18 protein-coding genes and 1 riboswitch are annotated in these 16,388 nt (G+C 63.1%); of the genes, 9 read left to right on the top strand and 9 right to left on the bottom strand.

What is annotated here, in order from left to right; translation table 11 throughout:
* Positions 1–17: 17 nt before the first annotated feature.
* Positions 18–743, top strand: a complete 726-nt coding sequence (locus AC1RZR_RS09230) for a YdcF family protein (protein ID WP_477269649.1) — start codon at positions 18–20, stop codon at positions 741–743.
* A gap of 4 nt (positions 744–747) precedes the next feature.
* Here the strand turns inward: AC1RZR_RS09230 and AC1RZR_RS09225 are convergent, their stop codons facing one another.
* Both AC1RZR_RS09225 and AC1RZR_RS09220 read right to left on the bottom strand, forming a co-directional pair.
* The gene (locus AC1RZR_RS09225; protein ID WP_481828314.1) at positions 748–1,398 is read right to left on the bottom strand and encodes a pyridoxamine 5'-phosphate oxidase family protein; all 651 of its coding nucleotides are present in this window, start codon (positions 1,396–1,398) and stop codon (positions 748–750) included.
* 24 nt (positions 1,399–1,422) lie between these two features.
* Complete coding sequence (locus tag AC1RZR_RS09220; RefSeq protein ID WP_111544521.1) at positions 1,423–1,893, bottom strand: nuclear transport factor 2 family protein; 471 nt, start codon at positions 1,891–1,893, stop codon at positions 1,423–1,425.
* Between the two features lie 119 nt (positions 1,894–2,012).
* Here AC1RZR_RS09220 and AC1RZR_RS09215 point away from each other — a divergent pair, with 119 nt between their 5' ends.
* Positions 2,013–2,915, top strand: coding sequence for a LysR family transcriptional regulator (locus AC1RZR_RS09215; protein ID WP_481828313.1), 903 nt, complete (start codon positions 2,013–2,015; stop codon positions 2,913–2,915).
* Positions 2,916–3,037: 122 nt separating this feature from the next.
* The gene (locus AC1RZR_RS09210) at positions 3,038–3,826 is read left to right on the top strand and encodes a lysophospholipid acyltransferase family protein (protein ID WP_481828312.1); all 789 of its coding nucleotides are present in this window, start codon (positions 3,038–3,040) and stop codon (positions 3,824–3,826) included.
* Positions 3,827–3,845: 19 nt separating this feature from the next.
* Here the strand turns inward: AC1RZR_RS09210 and AC1RZR_RS09205 are convergent, their stop codons facing one another.
* The 3 genes from AC1RZR_RS09205 to AC1RZR_RS09195 form a co-directional block, all read right to left on the bottom strand.
* Positions 3,846–4,463: a LysE family translocator gene (locus AC1RZR_RS09205; RefSeq protein WP_481828311.1), complete on the bottom strand. Its 618-nt coding sequence runs from the start codon at positions 4,461–4,463 to the stop codon at positions 3,846–3,848.
* 92 nt (positions 4,464–4,555) lie between these two features.
* Positions 4,556–5,503 (bottom strand): aldo/keto reductase, encoded by a 948-nt coding sequence (locus AC1RZR_RS09200; RefSeq protein ID WP_481828310.1) that lies wholly within the window; start codon positions 5,501–5,503, stop codon positions 4,556–4,558.
* A gap of 195 nt (positions 5,504–5,698) precedes the next feature.
* On the bottom strand, positions 5,699–6,658 hold the full coding sequence (locus AC1RZR_RS09195; protein ID WP_481828309.1) for a GlxA family transcriptional regulator: 960 nt from the start codon (positions 6,656–6,658) through the stop codon (positions 5,699–5,701).
* Between the two features lie 154 nt (positions 6,659–6,812).
* Between AC1RZR_RS09195 and AC1RZR_RS09190 the strand changes: the two genes are divergently transcribed.
* Complete coding sequence (locus AC1RZR_RS09190) at positions 6,813–7,793, top strand: quinone oxidoreductase family protein (protein WP_481828308.1); 981 nt, start codon at positions 6,813–6,815, stop codon at positions 7,791–7,793.
* A gap of 17 nt (positions 7,794–7,810) precedes the next feature.
* On the opposite strand, the gene AC1RZR_RS09185 is transcribed toward AC1RZR_RS09190, so the two are convergent.
* Entirely contained in the window at positions 7,811–8,329 is a 519-nt protein-coding gene (locus AC1RZR_RS09185) for a gamma-glutamylcyclotransferase (RefSeq protein ID WP_481828307.1), read from the bottom strand.
* A 133-nt stretch (positions 8,330–8,462) separates the two neighbouring features.
* Between AC1RZR_RS09185 and AC1RZR_RS09180 the strand changes: the two genes are divergently transcribed.
* Together AC1RZR_RS09180 and AC1RZR_RS09175 are read left to right on the top strand one after the other, a co-directional pair.
* The gene (locus tag AC1RZR_RS09180; RefSeq protein ID WP_481828306.1) at positions 8,463–9,461 is read left to right on the top strand and encodes a DUF2125 domain-containing protein; all 999 of its coding nucleotides are present in this window, start codon (positions 8,463–8,465) and stop codon (positions 9,459–9,461) included.
* Between the two features lie 86 nt (positions 9,462–9,547).
* Positions 9,548–10,474, top strand: a complete 927-nt coding sequence (locus AC1RZR_RS09175; RefSeq protein ID WP_481828305.1) for a sugar kinase — start codon at positions 9,548–9,550, stop codon at positions 10,472–10,474.
* Between the two features lie 14 nt (positions 10,475–10,488).
* Here the strand turns inward: AC1RZR_RS09175 and AC1RZR_RS09170 are convergent, their stop codons facing one another.
* Positions 10,489–11,424, bottom strand: a complete 936-nt coding sequence (locus AC1RZR_RS09170) for a prephenate/arogenate dehydrogenase family protein (protein ID WP_481828304.1) — start codon at positions 11,422–11,424, stop codon at positions 10,489–10,491.
* Between the two features lie 6 nt (positions 11,425–11,430).
* Positions 11,431–12,540: a histidinol-phosphate transaminase gene (hisC, locus tag AC1RZR_RS09165; protein ID WP_481828303.1), complete on the bottom strand. Its 1,110-nt coding sequence runs from the start codon at positions 12,538–12,540 to the stop codon at positions 11,431–11,433.
* Between the two features lie 135 nt (positions 12,541–12,675).
* Positions 12,676–12,753: riboswitch (SAM riboswitch) on the top strand.
* Positions 12,754–12,866: 113 nt separating this feature from the next.
* On the opposite strand from hisC, the gene metX reads away from it, so the two are divergent.
* Positions 12,867–14,036 carry a homoserine O-acetyltransferase MetX gene (gene metX, locus AC1RZR_RS09160; protein ID WP_481828302.1) on the top strand — a complete coding sequence of 390 codons (1,170 nt, stop codon included), beginning with the start codon at positions 12,867–12,869 and terminating at the stop codon, positions 14,034–14,036.
* Between the two features lie 58 nt (positions 14,037–14,094).
* Positions 14,095–14,709 carry a methionine biosynthesis protein MetW gene (gene metW / locus AC1RZR_RS09155; RefSeq protein WP_379018470.1) on the top strand — a complete coding sequence of 205 codons (615 nt, stop codon included), beginning with the start codon at positions 14,095–14,097 and terminating at the stop codon, positions 14,707–14,709.
* Positions 14,710–14,746: 37 nt separating this feature from the next.
* On the opposite strand, the gene AC1RZR_RS09150 is transcribed toward metW, so the two are convergent.
* On the bottom strand, positions 14,747–15,067 hold the full coding sequence (locus AC1RZR_RS09150) for a DUF1330 domain-containing protein (RefSeq protein ID WP_481828301.1): 321 nt from the start codon (positions 15,065–15,067) through the stop codon (positions 14,747–14,749).
* A gap of 372 nt (positions 15,068–15,439) precedes the next feature.
* Here AC1RZR_RS09150 and AC1RZR_RS09145 point away from each other — a divergent pair, with 372 nt between their 5' ends.
* Complete coding sequence (locus tag AC1RZR_RS09145) at positions 15,440–16,375, top strand: glycosyltransferase family 2 protein (protein ID WP_477269617.1); 936 nt, start codon at positions 15,440–15,442, stop codon at positions 16,373–16,375.
* Positions 16,376–16,388 lie beyond the last annotated feature (13 nt).

Genomic DNA, 16,388 nt, shown 5'->3' with positions numbered 1-16,388 from the left:
ATTTCAGGATTAACCATATGGCGATGGACGCGCGGGAACCGACCGGAACGGCTGGGCCTATGCCAGTGATGGTTGCCCGTTCGTGTGCCCACGGCGAGCTCAGCCGTCTGAAGGCTGCGTTGCGTGTGTCCGCTCTCTCCCTGCTCATCCTCGCAACATTGTTTGCCGGCGGCTTTGGCTGGTTCGCCAACAAGGTCAGCCATCTGACGACGCCCGCCAATCCGGCCAAGGCCGACGCGATCATCGTTTTGACCGGCGGCCAGTCCCGCCTCGACGCCGCGATGGATCTGCTGGCGTCCGGCAAGGGCGAGCGGCTGTTGATCAGCGGCGTGCATCCTTCCGCCAGCCGCCGCCAACTGCAGGCGGCGATCGGTGGCGACAAGCGACTGTTCTCCTGTTGCGTCGACATCGACCGAGCCGCGTTGGACACGATCGGCAATGCCGAGGAAAGCGCCAAATGGGTGGAGAGCCATGCCTACGGCACGGTGATCCTCGTTACCAACAACTATCATATGCCGCGCAGCCTGCTGGAAATGGGCCGGCTGCTGCATGGCGCCAAGCTCGAGCCCTATCCGGTGGTCAACACCAACCTCGACAATGGCAGCTGGCTGACCAAGCCGCGGGCATTGCGCGTGCTGTTCACCGAATACAACAAATATCTGCTGGCGCTGGCGCGCGGCATCGTGCCGATGAAGCCGACACCCGATGGCATCGCGCTGGCCGAAACTGCGGCCGGCGGCTGAACCATCATTCCCCGGCGGCAGCACCTGCCTCGGCGGCAGTGGCTGAAGTCCCCTTGAGGCGTGCGATCTCCTGTTCAAGGCGCTCGATACGCCTGTCCCGTTCGCTGAGCGCCGCTGCCACGTCAGCCGCCTCGAACCGCTGCGGGATGTGTTGCGCGCAATTGGCATCCCAGGCTGACACCGCGAACAGGATGACCTGCTCGGGGCGGGCCTTGTAGTCCGGTGGCATCAGCCTCGCCGTCAGTTCGGCGTCGCCTTCCACGACCCGCGCGGAGCCCCAGATCTTGATGCGCTGCCGGTGGGCATAGTCGATCAGGAACAGGAAAGCCTGCGGATTGTCGGCCAGGTTGCCCTGCGTGATGAACTGCCTGTTGCCAGAGAAATCCGCAAAGCCGATCGTATGTTGATCCAGCACTTTGAGAAAGCCGGCGGGTCCGCCGCGATGCTGGATATAGGGCTGGCCATCGCCATTGGCCGTCGACAGGAAGACGCTGGTCTGCATCTCGATGAAGGCGGCAAGATCAGGTGAGATGACGGCCTGCCAGCCGCCACGCTCCTCGACGCGAGCATAGGACTGGCGTGACCCCTTGCGAGCCTGGATCGCCTTGACGGTCGGCGTGAAGGCGACGTCGCTGGTGAAAGCGTGAGCATTCATGAAAGCCTCCTTGCCCGGACGATCTTAAAGCCCGAGCTCCGACAATGACGGATGGTCGTCCGGCCGCCGGCCGAGCGGCCAGTGATATTTGCGATCCGCCGCGCCGATCGGCAGGTCATTGATGCTGGCGATGCGCAGACGCATCAGCCCGTGTTCGTCGAATTCCCAGTTCTCGTTGCCATAGCTGCGGAACCATGAGCCACTGTCGTCGTGCCATTCATAGGCGAAGCGCACGGCGATGCGGTTGCCGTGGAAAGCCCAGACCTCCTTGATCAGCCGATAGTCGAGCTCGCGGCTCCATTTGCGCGTCAGGAAAGCCTGGATGGCATCGCGGCCTTGCAGGAACTCGGCGCGGTTGCGCCAGCGGCTATCGGTTGTGTAGGCAAGCGCCACCCGGGCCGGATCGCGCGAATTCCAGGCATCCTCGGCCATGCGCGCCTTCTGCGCGGCGGTCTCGGCTGTGAACGGCGGTAGCGGCGGCCGGCTTTCAGACATGGTAGCTCCTTGCTCGTCGAGGCCTTGCTGCAGCCAGGCCAACCCCGATATAAAGCCTTCCATCCTTCAAATGCAGATGACATATTCGCAATCCGTCCTTCCACTTTCTGGAAGAAGCTATGGATCGTCTCGAAGCCATGTCGCTTTTTGTCGCCGCAGTGGAGGCCGGCAGCCTTTCCGCCGCGGCGCGCCGTTTCGGCATTCCGCTGGCGACGGTCAGCCGCAAGGTTTCCGATCTGGAACGGCATCTGAACACACGCCTCTTGAACCGCTCGACGCGCCGGCTGACGACGACCGATGCCGGCCAGACCTATCTTGCCGCCTGCCGTCGCATTCTCGATGACGTCGGCGAGGCCGAACGCACGGCAGCCGGCGAATACAGCGCTCCGACCGGCGAACTGGCCATCACCGCCCCGGTCGTCTTTGGCCGCCTGCACGTGCTGCCGGTCGTCACCGGCTTTCTCGCGGCCTATCCCGACGTGGACATCCGCCTGACGCTGGCAGATCGCATAACCCAGCTGGTCGAGGACCATTTCGACCTCGCCATTCGCATCGGCCGGTTGCCCGACTCGAGCCTGGTTGCCATTGGCGTCGGCTCGATCCGCCGCGTCGTTTGCGCGAGCCCGGCCTATCTCGCCGAACACGGCACGCCGACGACCCCGCAGGATCTGGAAACACACAGTTGCATCACTTTCGAGGGACTTGCCTCCGCCGCCACCTGGAGCTTCACCAAGGGCAAGGTGGAAGTCCCGGTCCAGGTCCGCTCGCGGCTTCAGGTCAACACCGCCGAAGCCGCCATCGATGCGGCAATTGCCGGTGTCGGGCTGACCAAGGTGCTTTCCTACCAGATCGAGGCCGCGCTGCGGTCAGGCACGCTGCGCGTCCTGCTGCAGGAGTTCGAGCCTGAGCCATGGCCGGTAAGCCTGGTGCATGCGGGCCACGGTCTACTGCCGGTCAAACTGCGTGCTTTTCTCGATTTTGCCGCCCCGCGCCTGAGGGAGCGGCTGGCGCGACTGGTGTAGCGGAACCGGGCTGCCTGCCGATCGACGCTCGTTCTTCTTTGCCGGTCAGAGCGGCTTGCGGCCATTTCCTTTTTGCCTGCGCTTGGTGTAACCAACGCACACCTCCTCACCGGGCCTCCCGCATGCTCTATATCCGATCGCTGGCGTTCAATTTCGTCTTCTACGTCAATCTGATCGTCCAGATGATCCTCTGGACCCCCTACTATTTCCTGTCGCCCCGCCACCGCGCCTGGTTCGTGCCGAAATTCTGGTCGCGCACCTGCATGTGGCTCTATGACAAGATTGCCGGCACCAGCAACGACATCACCGGCCAGGAAAACCTGCCCGAAGGCTCCTTCATCCTGGCGCCCAAGCACCAGTCTTTCTGGGATGCCATCGCCTTCTTCCCTTTCCTGCAGGACCCGCTCTACATCCTCAAGCGCGAGCTGACCTGGATCCCGTTCTTCGGCTGGTACATCATGAAGATGCGCATGATCCCGGTCGATCGCGGCAGCCGCTCGAAGGCGCTGAAGGTGGTGGTCGCCGCCACCAAGGAGGAAATGGCGCGCAACCCACGCCAGCTGATCATCTACCCCGAGGGGACGCGCCGCGCGCCGGGCGACGAGCCGGCCTACAAATACGGCATCGTTGAAATCTATTCGCAGCTTGGGGTTCCGGTGGTGCCGGTCGCCCATGTTGCCGGTCTCTACTGGCCGCGCCGCAAATTCCTGCGCTACCCCGGCACGATCAAGGCGCGGTTCCTGCCGCCGATCCCGCCCGGCTTGAACAAGGACGAATTCATGGCCCGGCTGATCGGTGAGACGGAGGCTGCCTGTGACCAGCTTCTCATCGAGGCATCCCGCGCACCCAACCCGCCCGCCTTTCCGCCAACGGCAATGAAGCGGCTGCGGGAACTCGGCGCGAAAGCTTGAAAGGCTCGTGAGTCGACACTTAGCCGACCATGGCCAGCGCGGTGGTCAACACCAGCGTCGCGGCGAAGACCAGGTTGATGATCCGCGACGCGGCCGGCCTGCGCAGGAAGCGCGCGAACGCCGCGCCCGCGACGAGCCACAAGGCATGGATGGCAACAATCATCACGGCGAGAACAGTCAGTTTGGGCCACATGCCGATATCGCCGGCCGACGAGGCGCCGGCGAACACGGCAGCGATCGCCACATAGGCTTTTGGGTTGGCGACAGCCAAGAGAAACCCAGCCAGCCATGTTGGGCGCGAAGCCTCTCGGGCGCGCGCCGCCAATGGCGGAGCCGTGGCGATCCTGAACGCGAGATAGAGGATGTAGGCCGCGGACGCGACAGCCAGCACCGGCGCCAGCTTCGGCATCGAGGCAAGCACCGCCACCACCCCGGTTGCCACCACCAGAAGCACGGCGATCGTGCCCAGGATGATCCCGCAGGCATAGCGCAGCGAGTGGCGCAGACCGAAGGCAGCGCCAACGGCGGTGACGCTTATCGTTGCCGGCCCCGGGCTGCCCATGACGACGGTGGCGGCAAGCACCAGCCCGAGCAATTGGCGCCAAAGATCCGGCTGCGAAAGAAGCGGCTCAGTCATCTCATCCTCTTGCCTCGCCACGTGCGAAGGACGGTATGGCAAGGCAAGAGGGCGGTCTTGGACGTTCGTGCGTGCAGCGGCCGAAGGAACTTTCAGCCGCTCGCTCTGTCCAGTTCGGCCATGTCGTCGGCGGTCAACTTCAGCGACACCGCCTTGATCATGCTGTCCATCTGCTCGGGCTTTGTGGCGCTGGCGATCGGCGCGGTGACCCCTGGCCGCGCGATAACCCAGGCAAGCGCCACCTCCGCCTGCTTTGCCGAATGCCTGGCCGACACGGCATCGAGTGCTGCAAGGATGCGCGCGCCGCGCGCATTGAGGTAGTCTTTCACCCCGCCGCCGCGCGGGCTTTGACCGAGATCGGCCTCATTGCGGTACTTGCCGCTGAGGAAGCCCTTGGCCAGGCTGAAATAGGTGATGACGCCGATATCCTCACCCGCGCACAGATCGCGCAACGGCCCGTCGAAGGAGGAGCGATCGTAGAGATTGTATTCCGGCTGCAGCACCTCGTAGCGTGGCAGGCTGCGCAGGCTCGCCACATCGAGTGCCGCGCGCAACTGGCCGGCGTCGAGGTTCGAGCAGCCCGCATAGCGGATCTTGCCCTTGGCGAGCAGCTTCTCGTAGGCGCCAAGGGTTTCCTCATAGGGCGTGGCCGGATCCGGCCAGTGCGACAGATAGAGGTCGATGACGTCGGTCTGCAGCCGCTTCAGCGACGCGTCGACGGCCTTTTCGATATAGGCGGCGGACAGGTCCTTGTGGCCCTGCCCCATATCCGAGCCGACCTTGGTGACCACCACGACTTGATCGCGATTGCCGCGGTCCTTCATCCACTTGCCGATGATGGTTTCGGATTCGCCGCCCTTGTGGCCGGACACCCAGCGCGAATAGGCGTCGGCCGTATCGACGGCGTTCAGGCCGGCGCCGACGAAGCGGTCGAGCAGGTCGAATGAAGTTTTCTCGTCGGCGGTCCAGCCGAAGACGTTGCCGCCCAGAACCAGCGGCGCGATGGAAAGGTCGGTGCGACCGAGACGGCGTTTCTGCAAGGCGTATCTCCGGGGTGATTGGTGGCGGGCGAATGCTGCCCAATGGCTGAGGTTCGGACCCTAACCTAGGTCCCGCAATGTCGAGGTCAAAGGCCTGGCCGCCTTTTCCGCAGAGCCAGCACTTCACAAAGGCGCGATGCCGCTTCTTCCAGCCAGTCGCGGATTCCAAAGCCTGCGCCTCGCAGACAGGTTCGCTTACTGGTTCTGACGCCGGTATTCACCAGGCGGCAGGCCCACCGCGCGGGCGAACAGCCGGCTGAAGGAGGCAGCATCCCGATAGCCGACCTGATAGCAAACTTCGAGAACACCAAGCCTGGTGCTTTCCAGCAGGGTTTTCGCCGCTTCGATTCGCTGATCCTGAATCCAGCGCCCGGGCGTCGTATGCAATTCCTCGGAGAACCGACGGGCAAGCGTCCTTGGCGTCAGCCCCAGCTCCTTGCCAAGAAAAGCAAGGTCCAGCCGCCGCAGCTGGCTGTTAGACAGCGCTTCGATCCGGTCGCGGAACGGCGCGGGTACAGGCTGGTCCGGCAGCGGAAACTCATAAGGCGTCTGCACCTGCCGCGACGGCGGCAGCACCAGGAGCTTGCGCACAAGGCGTTCTTCCTCGGCAAAGCCGAGATCCCTGAGCAGGGCCCGGCCAAGTTCGAGGCCGGAAAAGCCGCCGCCGCAAGTGTAGATGCGCCCCTCCTGGACAAGGACGCGGGAGGCGTCCCAACGCACCTTCGGAAAGCGGCGACGCGCATCCGTCTTCAGCCACCACGAGATCGTCGCCCGCTTGCCATCGAGAAGGCCAGCCTCGGCGAGGAAGTAGCCGGCACCGCAATGCCCGGCAACGATGGCGTTCTCGCGCTGCGCCCTGGCGATTATCGGAACGGCATGGCGACCCTCTTCCTCCAGTGCGGCAGTCAGCTCCGGTATCTGCATGCCAGGCATGGCAAGCAGGATCAGCGCGTCCATCCGTCTGGATGGCTCGCGCTTCGTCTGAAAGGAAATCCCGGGCGTGGTGGCGGCATCTGGTTGCCGTGCCACGAACTCGAAGGAGATCATTCGCTCGCGGCGGATGGTGTTCACCATGTCGAACATCTCGACAAGGGTCGCGGCGACCGCCGAATAGAAGGTCGACGGCAACCAAATCACCACGTGGACAGGGCTCATCGGATCCCTTTCGACAGATTCTGCAGTACGGCAAGTTTGGCAATTTTAGCACATAGATTGTCAAATCTGCCAATTCGGATTTTTTGGCTGCCGTCCTAGCTTCCCGGCATCGTCGGCGCGGCTGTCGCGCCGGAGCTTGCCATTGGAGGCTGAAATGAAGGCAATCGTGTTCGATGGAATCGGCTCGCCGCGGGATGTGCTCTATCTCGACGACATTCCCCTCCCGCAGATCGGCGACAATGAGGTGCTGGTCAGGATGGTGTCGGCATCGATCAACCCGGGCGATTTCCTGTTCATCGAAAACCTCTACCCCGAACCGAAGAAGCCGCTCTTTCCACGCCAGGTCGCGGGAAACCATGGCGCCGGCATCGTCGAGCGGGTGGGCGCCAACGTCGCCCTGCAACCCGGCACACTGGTTGCGTTCAGCTACTACAACAGCTGGGCCGAATATGCCGCCGTACCGGCCGAATGGCTGATCCCGTTGCCGGCGGACTATCCGCTTGAACGCGCCGGACAGATGGTCAACCCGATTACGGCGTGGGACCTGCTGGAAGATTCCCGCGTTCAGCCGGGCCAGTGGCTGGCCGTTACGGCGGGCTATTCGTCGGTATCCACAATGGTCATGCAATTTGCCCAACGGCGCGGCATCAATGTTCTGTCGGTGGTGCGGCGCACCCATGACGGGCTGGACCTGAGAACGCTCGGCGCAGCCGCCGTCCTCGATCTATCGAACCTCAAGGCCGGAGTCCGGGAAACGGTTCTGGATATGACCGGAGGCGCGCGACTGAGCGGTATCGTCGACAATGTCGGCGGGCCTGTCAGCGGCGAACTGATCCGCAGCCTCGCGCTCGGCGGCCAGATGGTCATCAATGGCGGCATGAGCCCGGAACGCTACGAGCTGCACAATTTCGACGTGCTGCTCAGCGGCCTCGAAATCAGGGCCAATATCTATCGCTACTTCTTCTCGCCACCGGTCGAAGCCGACGGCCCGATCCTGCGCAAGATCATCGATGTCTTCGGCCGACCGGATTTCCATGTTCCGGTCGGCGGGCTTCATCCGCTGGCCTCGTTCAAGCTCGCCGTCGCCGACAGCCTGGACCGCGCCGATCTCGGAAAGCAGATTTTCGCTATGTAGCAGCCGCGCGTCGTTCCTCAGAGCTCGATTCGCTTAGCCACGTCCTCCAGCCAGTGGTCGCTTATCCCCAGCGCTTCAAGGTGCTCCAGCGTGCTGAGCACATAGTCCTCGTTGTTGCCGGACTGGCCGACCGCGCCGCGCACCACGGCCGCCGCGTCCGCCGCGTCAAGCGCGCCGGCATATTGCTCGTGCTGGCGGTTGACAATATAGGCCACGGCTTCGACCGTGCCGCCGCCGTCGAGGCGAACCTTGAGCGTGCGTTCGAGATAAACGTTGGTGACCAGCTCGCGCTCGCGCAGATAGGCGATCACCTCGTCGCGCAATTCGCCGGGCACGCGGAACGCCAGGCCGACGCAGGAGCCGCCACGGTCGAGGCCGAGCACCAGCCCCGGGCGTTCACGCGTGCCGCGATGCACGAAGGAATAGACGCACAGCGAGCGCCGGTAGCCGTGCAGGCGCGCGCGCTGTGTCTCGACATGCGCGAAACCCGGCCGCCAGATCAGCGATCCATAGCCAAACACCCAAAAATCGCCCATATCGCCGCGCCTGATTGCAAAGAATGGCAACACCGCACCGGAACCGGTGTTTTTTCCGTCCGCCTCTGTCTACCTATTGTTGTCGGAATCGAGAGTCCGCCTACAACATCCATGCGTTAACGAGAGCCAAAGCATGACGTCAAGTGACGAACACCAACCGAAACGCCGACGCGGCCTGTTGTGGCTTGTGGCGTTCGTCGTCGTGCTGTTCGCGATCTACAGCGGCGGCTGGTTCTACCTGGCCGGACGGGTCAAGAGCGAAGCCGACCGCGCGGTGGCCACGCTCAACAAGAATGGCGTCGAGGCCGGTTGCGCCAATCTCCAGGTCAGCGGCTATCCCCTGAGCTTTGCCATCTCCTGCGACAACCTCGCCTATGAGGACGATGCCAGGAACATCGCCGCCTCGGCCGGCAGCTTCAATGCCATCGCCCAGATCACCCAGCCTCTGTCGCCGGTTGCCGATCTGCGCGGTCCGCTGAGGACCTCCGTTCCGGGTATGGTGCCGCTGTGGATCGACTGGGACAATCTGCAGGCCAACGTCAAACTGTCATGGCCGCTGCCACGGCGGATCTCGCTGCAGGCAGACGGTCTGTCCGGCCAGACCGACCCGGCCGACGACACCGATCCGGTCCAACTGTTCAGCGCCGGCAAGGCGGACGGCCAATTGCAGCCGAACGGTGGGGATATCGACTATCTCGGCAACTTCCGCGATCTCGAGATCGATTCCGAAGCGATCGGTGGGCGCGTGCTGCCGGCGCTCGACGCCAGCGGCGACGTGACGCTGAAGAACGGCGTCGCGCTGATCGGCACGCAAGTGAAGAGCCTGCGCGGCCAGGCGATCGAGATCCGCAACCTCGACCTGTCGTCGGGGACGGCGCGCATCACTGTGTCCGGACCGCTGTCGGTCGATGCCGAAGGCCTGATCGACGCCGACCTGATGATCCGGCTGAAGGATCCGAAAGCCGTGGCGGCCATCCTCGGCGCCGCCATCCCCGAGCAGAAAAGTCAGATCGAACAAGGCTTTGGTGCCTTGGCGCTGCTCGGCAGCGAACCGTCGATGCCGCTGAAGGTGGTCAAAGGCAAGGCCTCGCTCGGCTTCATCCCGCTGGGCAAGATCAAGCCGGTTGAATAGTGCATGTCGCCCAGAGTACGCAGCGGTTTTGGCACAACGACATGCATCAGGCAGAGACTTGAAGTGCGCCGCATGAGTCCCTCGAAATGAACCACCCCGTGAGGCTCTTGAGTGTCGGCGCCCTGACGCTGGACACCATCTTGCGGGTCGAGACGCTGCCCCTCCATCAGGGCAAGTTCATCGCTTCCGACGGCGTCCAGATCGCCTCGGGCATGGCGACCAGTGCGGCCTGCGCGGCGCATCGTCTGGGGGCAAAGGTGTCGCTGTGGGCGAGCGCCGGGGACGATCCGGTCGGCGATCATCTCGTTGCCGCCATCGAAGCCGAGGGTGTCGATTGCGCCTATGTCCGCCGCGTCAATGGCGCTCGCTCGGCACTGGCCTCGATCCTGGTCGACGCGCATGGCGAGCGAATCATCGTACCTTTCTACGACAGGCTCGCCCAGGCCGATCCCGGTGCTCTGCCGGCCGCCGACCTCACCGCATTCGATGCCGTGCTGGTCGATGTCCGCTGGCCGGGTGCGGCAGCTCTTGCCCTGGAGGCGGCGCGCGCCATTGGCCGGCCGGCGATCCTCGATGCCGATACCGCGCCGAGGGATGTGCTGGAGCAACTGCTGCCGCTGGCATCCCATGTCGTCGCCTCTGAGCCGGCGGCGCGCATTCTGTGCGGGGCGGAACTGGATCCGCGCCAAGCCTGCGAGGTGCTTGCCCGGCGCAGCGATGCATTTGTCGCGGTCACCGGCGGCGCGGCAGGAACCTGGTGGTTCGATCGAATGACGGGATCGTCCCGCCATGTCGCGGCGCCGAAGATCAAGGCGGTCGACACCTTGGCGGCCGGCGATGTCTTTCACGGCGCGTTTGCCGTCGGGCTGGCGGAAGCAATGCCGGTCGAGCTGGCGCTGCGTTTTGCCAGTGCGGCCGCCGCACTCAAATGCCAGCGCTTCGGCGGCAGGTTGGGTGCGCCGAACCGCGCCGAGACGCTGGCGATGATGGCGAACCACTGGCCGGCAGGCTAGCCTGGATCGGGCAGCTAGCTCTTTGCAGGATGCTCGACCGCCTGACGGCCAAAATCGGGCACGTCGATGTCCTGGCCGGCCTCGATGATCGAGCGGCGAACCGCACGGGTGCGGGTGAACAGATCGAAGAGTTTTTCGCCGTCGCCCCAACGGATCGCGCGTTGGAGCGAGGCCAAGTCTTCCGAGAACCGCGCCAGCATTTCAAGAATCGCGTCCTTGTTGTGCAGGCACACGTCGCGCCACATGGTCGGGTCGGAGGCGGCAAGACGGGTAAAATCGCGAAAACCCGAGGCCGAATATTTGATCACTTCGGACTTGGTCACCGATTGCAGGTCGTCCGCGGTGCCGACGATGTTGTAGGCGATGATGTGCGGCAGGTGCGAGACGATGGCCAGCGTCATGTCGTGATGCTGTGGGTCCATCGTGTCGATGTTGGCGCCGCAGCGGCGCCAGAGTTCCGACAGCCGTTCCAGCGCCTCCGGGTCGGTGTCGGGCAGCGGGGTGAAGATGCACCAGCGATTGTCGAACAGATCGGCGAAACCGGCGTCGGGACCAGACTTTTCCGTGCCTGCCAGCGGATGGCCGGGTATGAAATGGACGCCATCAGGCACATAGGGCTGCATCTGGGCGATGACCGATGCCTTGGTCGAGCCGACATCGGTGAGGATGGCGCCTTTCTTCAGGGTCGGCGCGATTTCCTCGGCCACCGCGCCGGACGAGCCGACCGGCACCGAGACGATGACCAGATCGGCATCGCGGACCGCTTCTTTGGCATCGGCGGTATAGGAATCGCCGAGCCCAAGCTCCTCCGCCCGCGCCAGCGTCGCGGCACTGCGTGTCGAGATGGCGACGTGACGGGCCAGGCCCTCGCGGCGGATGACACGGGCCAGCGACGAGCCGATCAGGCCGATGCCGACAAGCGCGATCTTTTCAAACATCGGTGATGTCATGGTGTTCTAGCTTTTCAGGAATGTCGTGAGAGCGGCGACAACGCCACGATTGGCTTCTTCGGTGCCGATGGTCATCCGTAGCGCGTTGGGAAAGCCGTAGCCGGAAACGCGCCGCAGGATATAGCCACGCGCCGTCAGATAGTCGTCCGCCGCCGCCGCCGAATGTTTCTGGTCGTCGGGAAAATGGATCAGGATGAAATTGCCGACGCTTGGCGTTACCCGCAGCCCGAGCTTGCTCAATTCCTCGCTCAACCAGGTGAGCCAGGTCTCGTTATGCATCACGCTGCGTTGGACGTGATCGCGGTCACGGATTGCGGCGATGCCGGCCTCGATCGCCGTGGCATTGACGTTGAAAGGGCCACGCACGCGGTTGATGGCGTCGACGATGTGCATCGGCGCGTACATCCAGCCGATCCGCGCCCCGCCCAGGCCGATCTTGGAGAAGGTGCGGGTCATCACCACGTTCTCGGCACCGCCGACCAGTTCGATGCCGGCCTCATAATCGTTGCGGCGGACATATTCGGCGTAGGCCGCGTCGAGGACCAGAAGCACATGCCTGGGCAGGCCGGCATGCAGACGGCGCACCTCCTGGAACGGCACATAGGTGCCGGTCGGGTTGTTGGGATTGGCAAGGAAGACGATCTTCGTACGCGGTGTGACGGCGGCCAGCATCGCATCGATGTCGGCGCGCTCGTCGGTCTCCTTGACCGCGACCGGAGTGGCGCCGGCTGACTGGATGTAGATCTTGTAGACCATGAAGGCGTGTTCGGTGAAAATCGCCTCGTCGCCGGGCGCGAGATAGGTCTGCGCCAGCAGGCCGAGAATTTCGTCGGAGCCGTTGGAGCAGATGATGTTCTGCGGGTTGAGGCCATGCACCTCGGCGATCGCTTCACGCAGCCGCCTGGCGGTGCCGTCGGGATAGACGTCGAGCTTTCCAGCAATCTCTCGCGCTGCCTCGATCGCCTTCGGCGACGGACCGAGCGGATTCTCGTTCGACGACAGCTTGTAGACTTTGGCGACGCCGGCGGGCGCCGTGCTCTTGCCCGGCACATAGGCGTCGATGTCCATGATGCCCGCGCGCGGGGTTGGACGTGCCTTGTCCGGTGTCTGGCTCATGTCATAAAAATCCGTCGAGAACGCTTCCGCGGGGAAGCCGCAGCGGAAATACAAGCCATGGTCGGCAATGTCGAGAGGTGCAGTTGTGCCGGCCGCCGGCATTGACGGCGAGGCGGGCGAGTTCTAGAAGAACGCTGACAGTTCCGTGGTGATTTGGCCGGTCGGCTTGCAGCCACGTTAAACAACTTGCTAAAGGGCCGTTTGCATCCTGTAACCGGCTTTGCGACCGCAATGCCGGTTTTTTGTTGTCCGCGCCGGCCGGACGCCGCATCGGCATCGATCTTCGAAAAGCACGGTGCGTGGATTCAAAGTGTGAGATGGATGCAATGGCCGCTTTGCGCGCTGGAAAAACCAACAACGAGGCCGACCAACCGTCGAGCCCGGTCTTGCGTTTTGGACCCGACAAGCCACTCAAGCTCGATGCCGGCACCCTGCTGTCGCCGTTCCAGATCGCTTACCAGACCTACGGCACTCTGAACGACGCCCGCTCCAACGCCATCCTCGTCTGCCATGCGCTGACCGGCGACCAGCACGTCGCCAGCACCAATCCGGTGACCGGCAAGCCGGGCTGGTGGGAGGTGCTGATCGGCCCCGGCAAGATCATCGACACCAACCGCTTCTTCGTCATCTGCTCCAACGTGATCGGCGGTTGTCTGGGCTCCACCGGCCCGGCCTCGACCAACCCCGCCACCGGCAAGCCCTATGGGCTCGACCTGCCGATCATCACCATCCGCGACATGGTGCGGGCGCAGCAGATGCTGATCGACCATTTCGGCATTGAAAAACTGTTTTGCGTGCTCGGCGGCTCGATGGGCGGCATGCAGGTGCTGGAATGGGCGTCGAGCTATGCGGAGCGCGTCTTCTCGGCACTGCCGATTGCCACCGGCGCACGCCATTCCTCGCAGAACATCGCCTTCCATGAGGTCGGCCGGCAAGCCGTGATGGCCGATCCGGACTGGCACGGCGGCAAATATTTCGAGCACGGCAGACGCCCGGAAAAGGGGTTGGCAGTGGCGCGCATGGCGGCCCACATCACCTATCTGTCCGAAGCCGCCCTGCACCGGAAATTCGGCCGCAATCTGCAGGATCGCGAAGCGCTGACCTTCGGTTTCGACGCCGACTTCCAGATCGAAAGTTATCTGCGCCACCAGGGCATGACCTTCGTCGACCGTTTCGATGCCAATTCCTACCTCTACATGACGCGCTCGATGGACTATTTCGATCTCGCCGCCGACCATGGCGGCCGGCTGGCGGATGCCTTTGCCGGCACCAAAACCCGCTTCTGCCTGGTGTCCTTCACCTCGGATTGGCTGTTTCCGACCGAAGAGAGCCGCTCGATCGTGCACGCGCTCAACGCAGCCGGCGCGTCGGTATCCTTCGTCGAGATCGAGACCGACCGTGGCCACGATGCCTTCCTGCTCGACGAGCCTGAATTGTTTGCCGCCATCAATGGCTTCATCGGCTCGGCAGCACGGGCGAGAGGGCTCAGCGCATGACCCCGCAAAGTTGCAGACTTTTCGGACCAGGATCATGCACCAGTCAGGAGGTGAAATCGTGAGCGTCAACCGCGACCAGCGCGTCGACCTCGAGGTCGTCGCCAACCTCATCCCGCCGCAATCCCGCGTGCTCGATGTCGGCTCGGGCGATGGCTCGCTGCTCGAATTGCTGCAGGACACCAAGCAGGTCGACGGCCGCGGACTTGAGCTGTCGCAGCGTGGCGTTAACGAATGCGTGGCGCGCGGTCTGTCGGTCATCCAGGGTGATGCCGACAAGGATCTCGAATTCTATCCTGACAAGGGTTTTGATTTCGTCGTCCTGTCGCAGACCCTGCAGGCCACCCGCAACCCGAAGCTGGTTCTCGACGAACTGCTTAGGATCGGCAACCGCGCCATCGTGTCCTTCCCCAACTTCGGCCATTGGCGGGTGCGCATGTCGCTGTTCCTCAATGGCCGCATGCCGGTGACCAAGGACCTGCCCTATTCCTGGTACGACACGCCCAACATCCATTTCTGCACCATCCGCGACTTCGTCAACCTGTGCGACGAGCTTGGCGCGACAGTGGAGAAAGCAACCGCACTCGACGCCAATGGACAGAAGATTGGCCTGTCGATGCCGTGGTGGTTTTGGAACTTCTTCGGCCAACAGGCGGTGTTCTTGCTGAGACGGTAGTTACGAAAACGCGAAGTTGAGTTGTTCCACCAATAGACTACTTCAGGACATCGGTGGCCTTATGCGGATGTTCGACGCCCTCGGCGAACACAACATCCGATTGCGAATTGTCAGTCCGCAGCGTCAGGATCGCCTGGTAGGCGGGCGAATTGTACCAACCGCCTGCATGCTGCCTGTCGGGAAATTCTATGACAATCAGGTGGCCCGGCCAGTCGTTCTCGATCACCTCCAAATCGCCGCCATGGACCAGAAAACGGCCGCCGAAAGGTTCCAGCGTGGCATCGATCTTCTGCAGATATTCGACAATCTGCGGACCCATCCGGGCTTGGCGCATATGGGCAACGGCGTAAGCAGTCATGACTGTACTCCCTCTGCAACCGAGGCTGACCATCCGGCCTCGCAACGGCAATCTGTCCAAATACCAGCCGCGATGCGATTACGTCCGACGTAATGGAATGCATGCGATTCGCTATCGATGCGTCGTCGTTGCAGCGAGGCGATTTGCAAGCATATCGCGCCGCAATAGTGTTGCAGTTGAAGCGCTAGACTTGGAAATCGTCATTTCACGCGCATCGAGCAGCAGCACAATGGGGTGACACGGACGCCTGTTTTCTGTAGCCTCATCCTCTATACGAGGGAATATGGAAGGGAGTCCGATCCATTTGACCGTCCTGAAGATCGAAAGACCTGGCAGGAAGCGCATTTTTCGTGCTGGAACGGCTGACGCTATATGACCGGGAACACAGAGCACGCTCCTCTCATCACGGTGATCACGCCGACCCACAACAGGCGGGAAGCGGTATTACGCGCTGTCGAAAGCGTACTTTCCCAGAGCATGTCGAAGTTCGAGCATATCGTCATCGACGATGGCTCGACGGATGGAACCGCGGCAGCGCTGGCCGGCATTCGCGATCCGCGACTGATCTATGTCGGCGCGAAATGGCGAGGGGCCAATGCCGCCAGGAATGCGGGCATCGAGAGAGCGCGAGCACCGATCGTGACGTTCCTCGATTCCGACGACGTCTATCTGCCGCACAGGCTTGAACAGACCCTGACCTGGTTCGATGCCGATCCGGCTCTCGAAGTGCTGATCAGCTCCTACGTCTCCCTGAAGGGCGGACGCGCCACCAATTGCATCAATCGCGATGCATTCCTCAATCCGGGCACGCTGGAGCGGACGCTGGTCGCGGAGACGATCTTGATCGCGGGATCGGCGATAACAGCGCGCCGCGAGGCCTTGCTGGCCATCGGCGGCTACGACAGCGACATCGCCCGGATGCAGGATCGGGAGTTGCTGCTGCGCCTTGCCCGGCGCTTCGGTGCGCAGTTGTCCCAGAACATCGACTGGACGAAGCACAATTCGGAGAATTCGATTTCGCGACGTCGCCGCGGCTATGTCGAAGCCTATGCGAACCTGATGCGCAAACACCCGAATATTGCCCGCTCCTACCCACATATTCCGCCCTACATGATCACGCGGCAGATCATTTCCGATATTCTGAAGTGTCGGATCCCGGAAGCCTTCTCGGGCTACATGGCCAACCGTTCGTCGAAAGATCTTGGCTATTCGCTGCCCGAACTGATCAACGGCTATGTCTATGGCCGGCGTTGGCGCCGCGACCTCCACGATGAGATTCGGCAGAAGTTCGGCGCCCGGCCGGCCTGAGGCCCGTCGTCGC

The organism is Mesorhizobium bavaricum (genome assembly GCF_056781655.1).
The sequence above is the reverse complement of the archived record's forward strand: the minus strand, read 5'-3'. Positions and strand labels throughout refer to the sequence as shown.

Bases quoted from the DNA above. Each gene is read 5' to 3' on its own strand.
- AC1RZR_RS09230 (WP_477269649.1), top strand. From the start codon at position 18: ATGGCGATGGACGCGCGGGAACCGACCGGAACGGCTGGGCCTATGCCA.
- AC1RZR_RS09225 (WP_481828314.1), bottom strand. From the start codon at position 1,398: ATGAATGCTCACGCTTTCACCAGCGACGTCGCCTTCACGCCGACCGTC.
- AC1RZR_RS09220 (WP_111544521.1), bottom strand. From the start codon at position 1,893: ATGTCTGAAAGCCGGCCGCCGCTACCGCCGTTCACAGCCGAGACCGCC.
- AC1RZR_RS09215 (WP_481828313.1), top strand. From the start codon at position 2,013: ATGGATCGTCTCGAAGCCATGTCGCTTTTTGTCGCCGCAGTGGAGGCC.
- AC1RZR_RS09210 (WP_481828312.1), top strand. From the start codon at position 3,038: ATGCTCTATATCCGATCGCTGGCGTTCAATTTCGTCTTCTACGTCAAT.
- AC1RZR_RS09205 (WP_481828311.1), bottom strand. From the start codon at position 4,463: ATGACTGAGCCGCTTCTTTCGCAGCCGGATCTTTGGCGCCAATTGCTC.
- AC1RZR_RS09195 (WP_481828309.1), bottom strand. From the start codon at position 6,658: ATGAGCCCTGTCCACGTGGTGATTTGGTTGCCGTCGACCTTCTATTCG.
- AC1RZR_RS09190 (WP_481828308.1), top strand. From the start codon at position 6,813: ATGAAGGCAATCGTGTTCGATGGAATCGGCTCGCCGCGGGATGTGCTC.
- AC1RZR_RS09185 (WP_481828307.1), bottom strand. From the start codon at position 8,329: ATGGGCGATTTTTGGGTGTTTGGCTATGGATCGCTGATCTGGCGGCCG.
- AC1RZR_RS09180 (WP_481828306.1), top strand. From the start codon at position 8,463: ATGACGTCAAGTGACGAACACCAACCGAAACGCCGACGCGGCCTGTTG.
- AC1RZR_RS09175 (WP_481828305.1), top strand. From the start codon at position 9,548: ATGAACCACCCCGTGAGGCTCTTGAGTGTCGGCGCCCTGACGCTGGAC.
- AC1RZR_RS09170 (WP_481828304.1), bottom strand. From the start codon at position 11,424: ATGACATCACCGATGTTTGAAAAGATCGCGCTTGTCGGCATCGGCCTG.
- hisC (WP_481828303.1), bottom strand. From the start codon at position 12,540: ATGAGCCAGACACCGGACAAGGCACGTCCAACCCCGCGCGCGGGCATC.
- metX (WP_481828302.1), top strand. From the start codon at position 12,867: ATGGCCGCTTTGCGCGCTGGAAAAACCAACAACGAGGCCGACCAACCG.
- AC1RZR_RS09150 (WP_481828301.1), bottom strand. From the start codon at position 15,067: ATGACTGCTTACGCCGTTGCCCATATGCGCCAAGCCCGGATGGGTCCG.
- AC1RZR_RS09145 (WP_477269617.1), top strand. From the start codon at position 15,440: ATGACCGGGAACACAGAGCACGCTCCTCTCATCACGGTGATCACGCCG.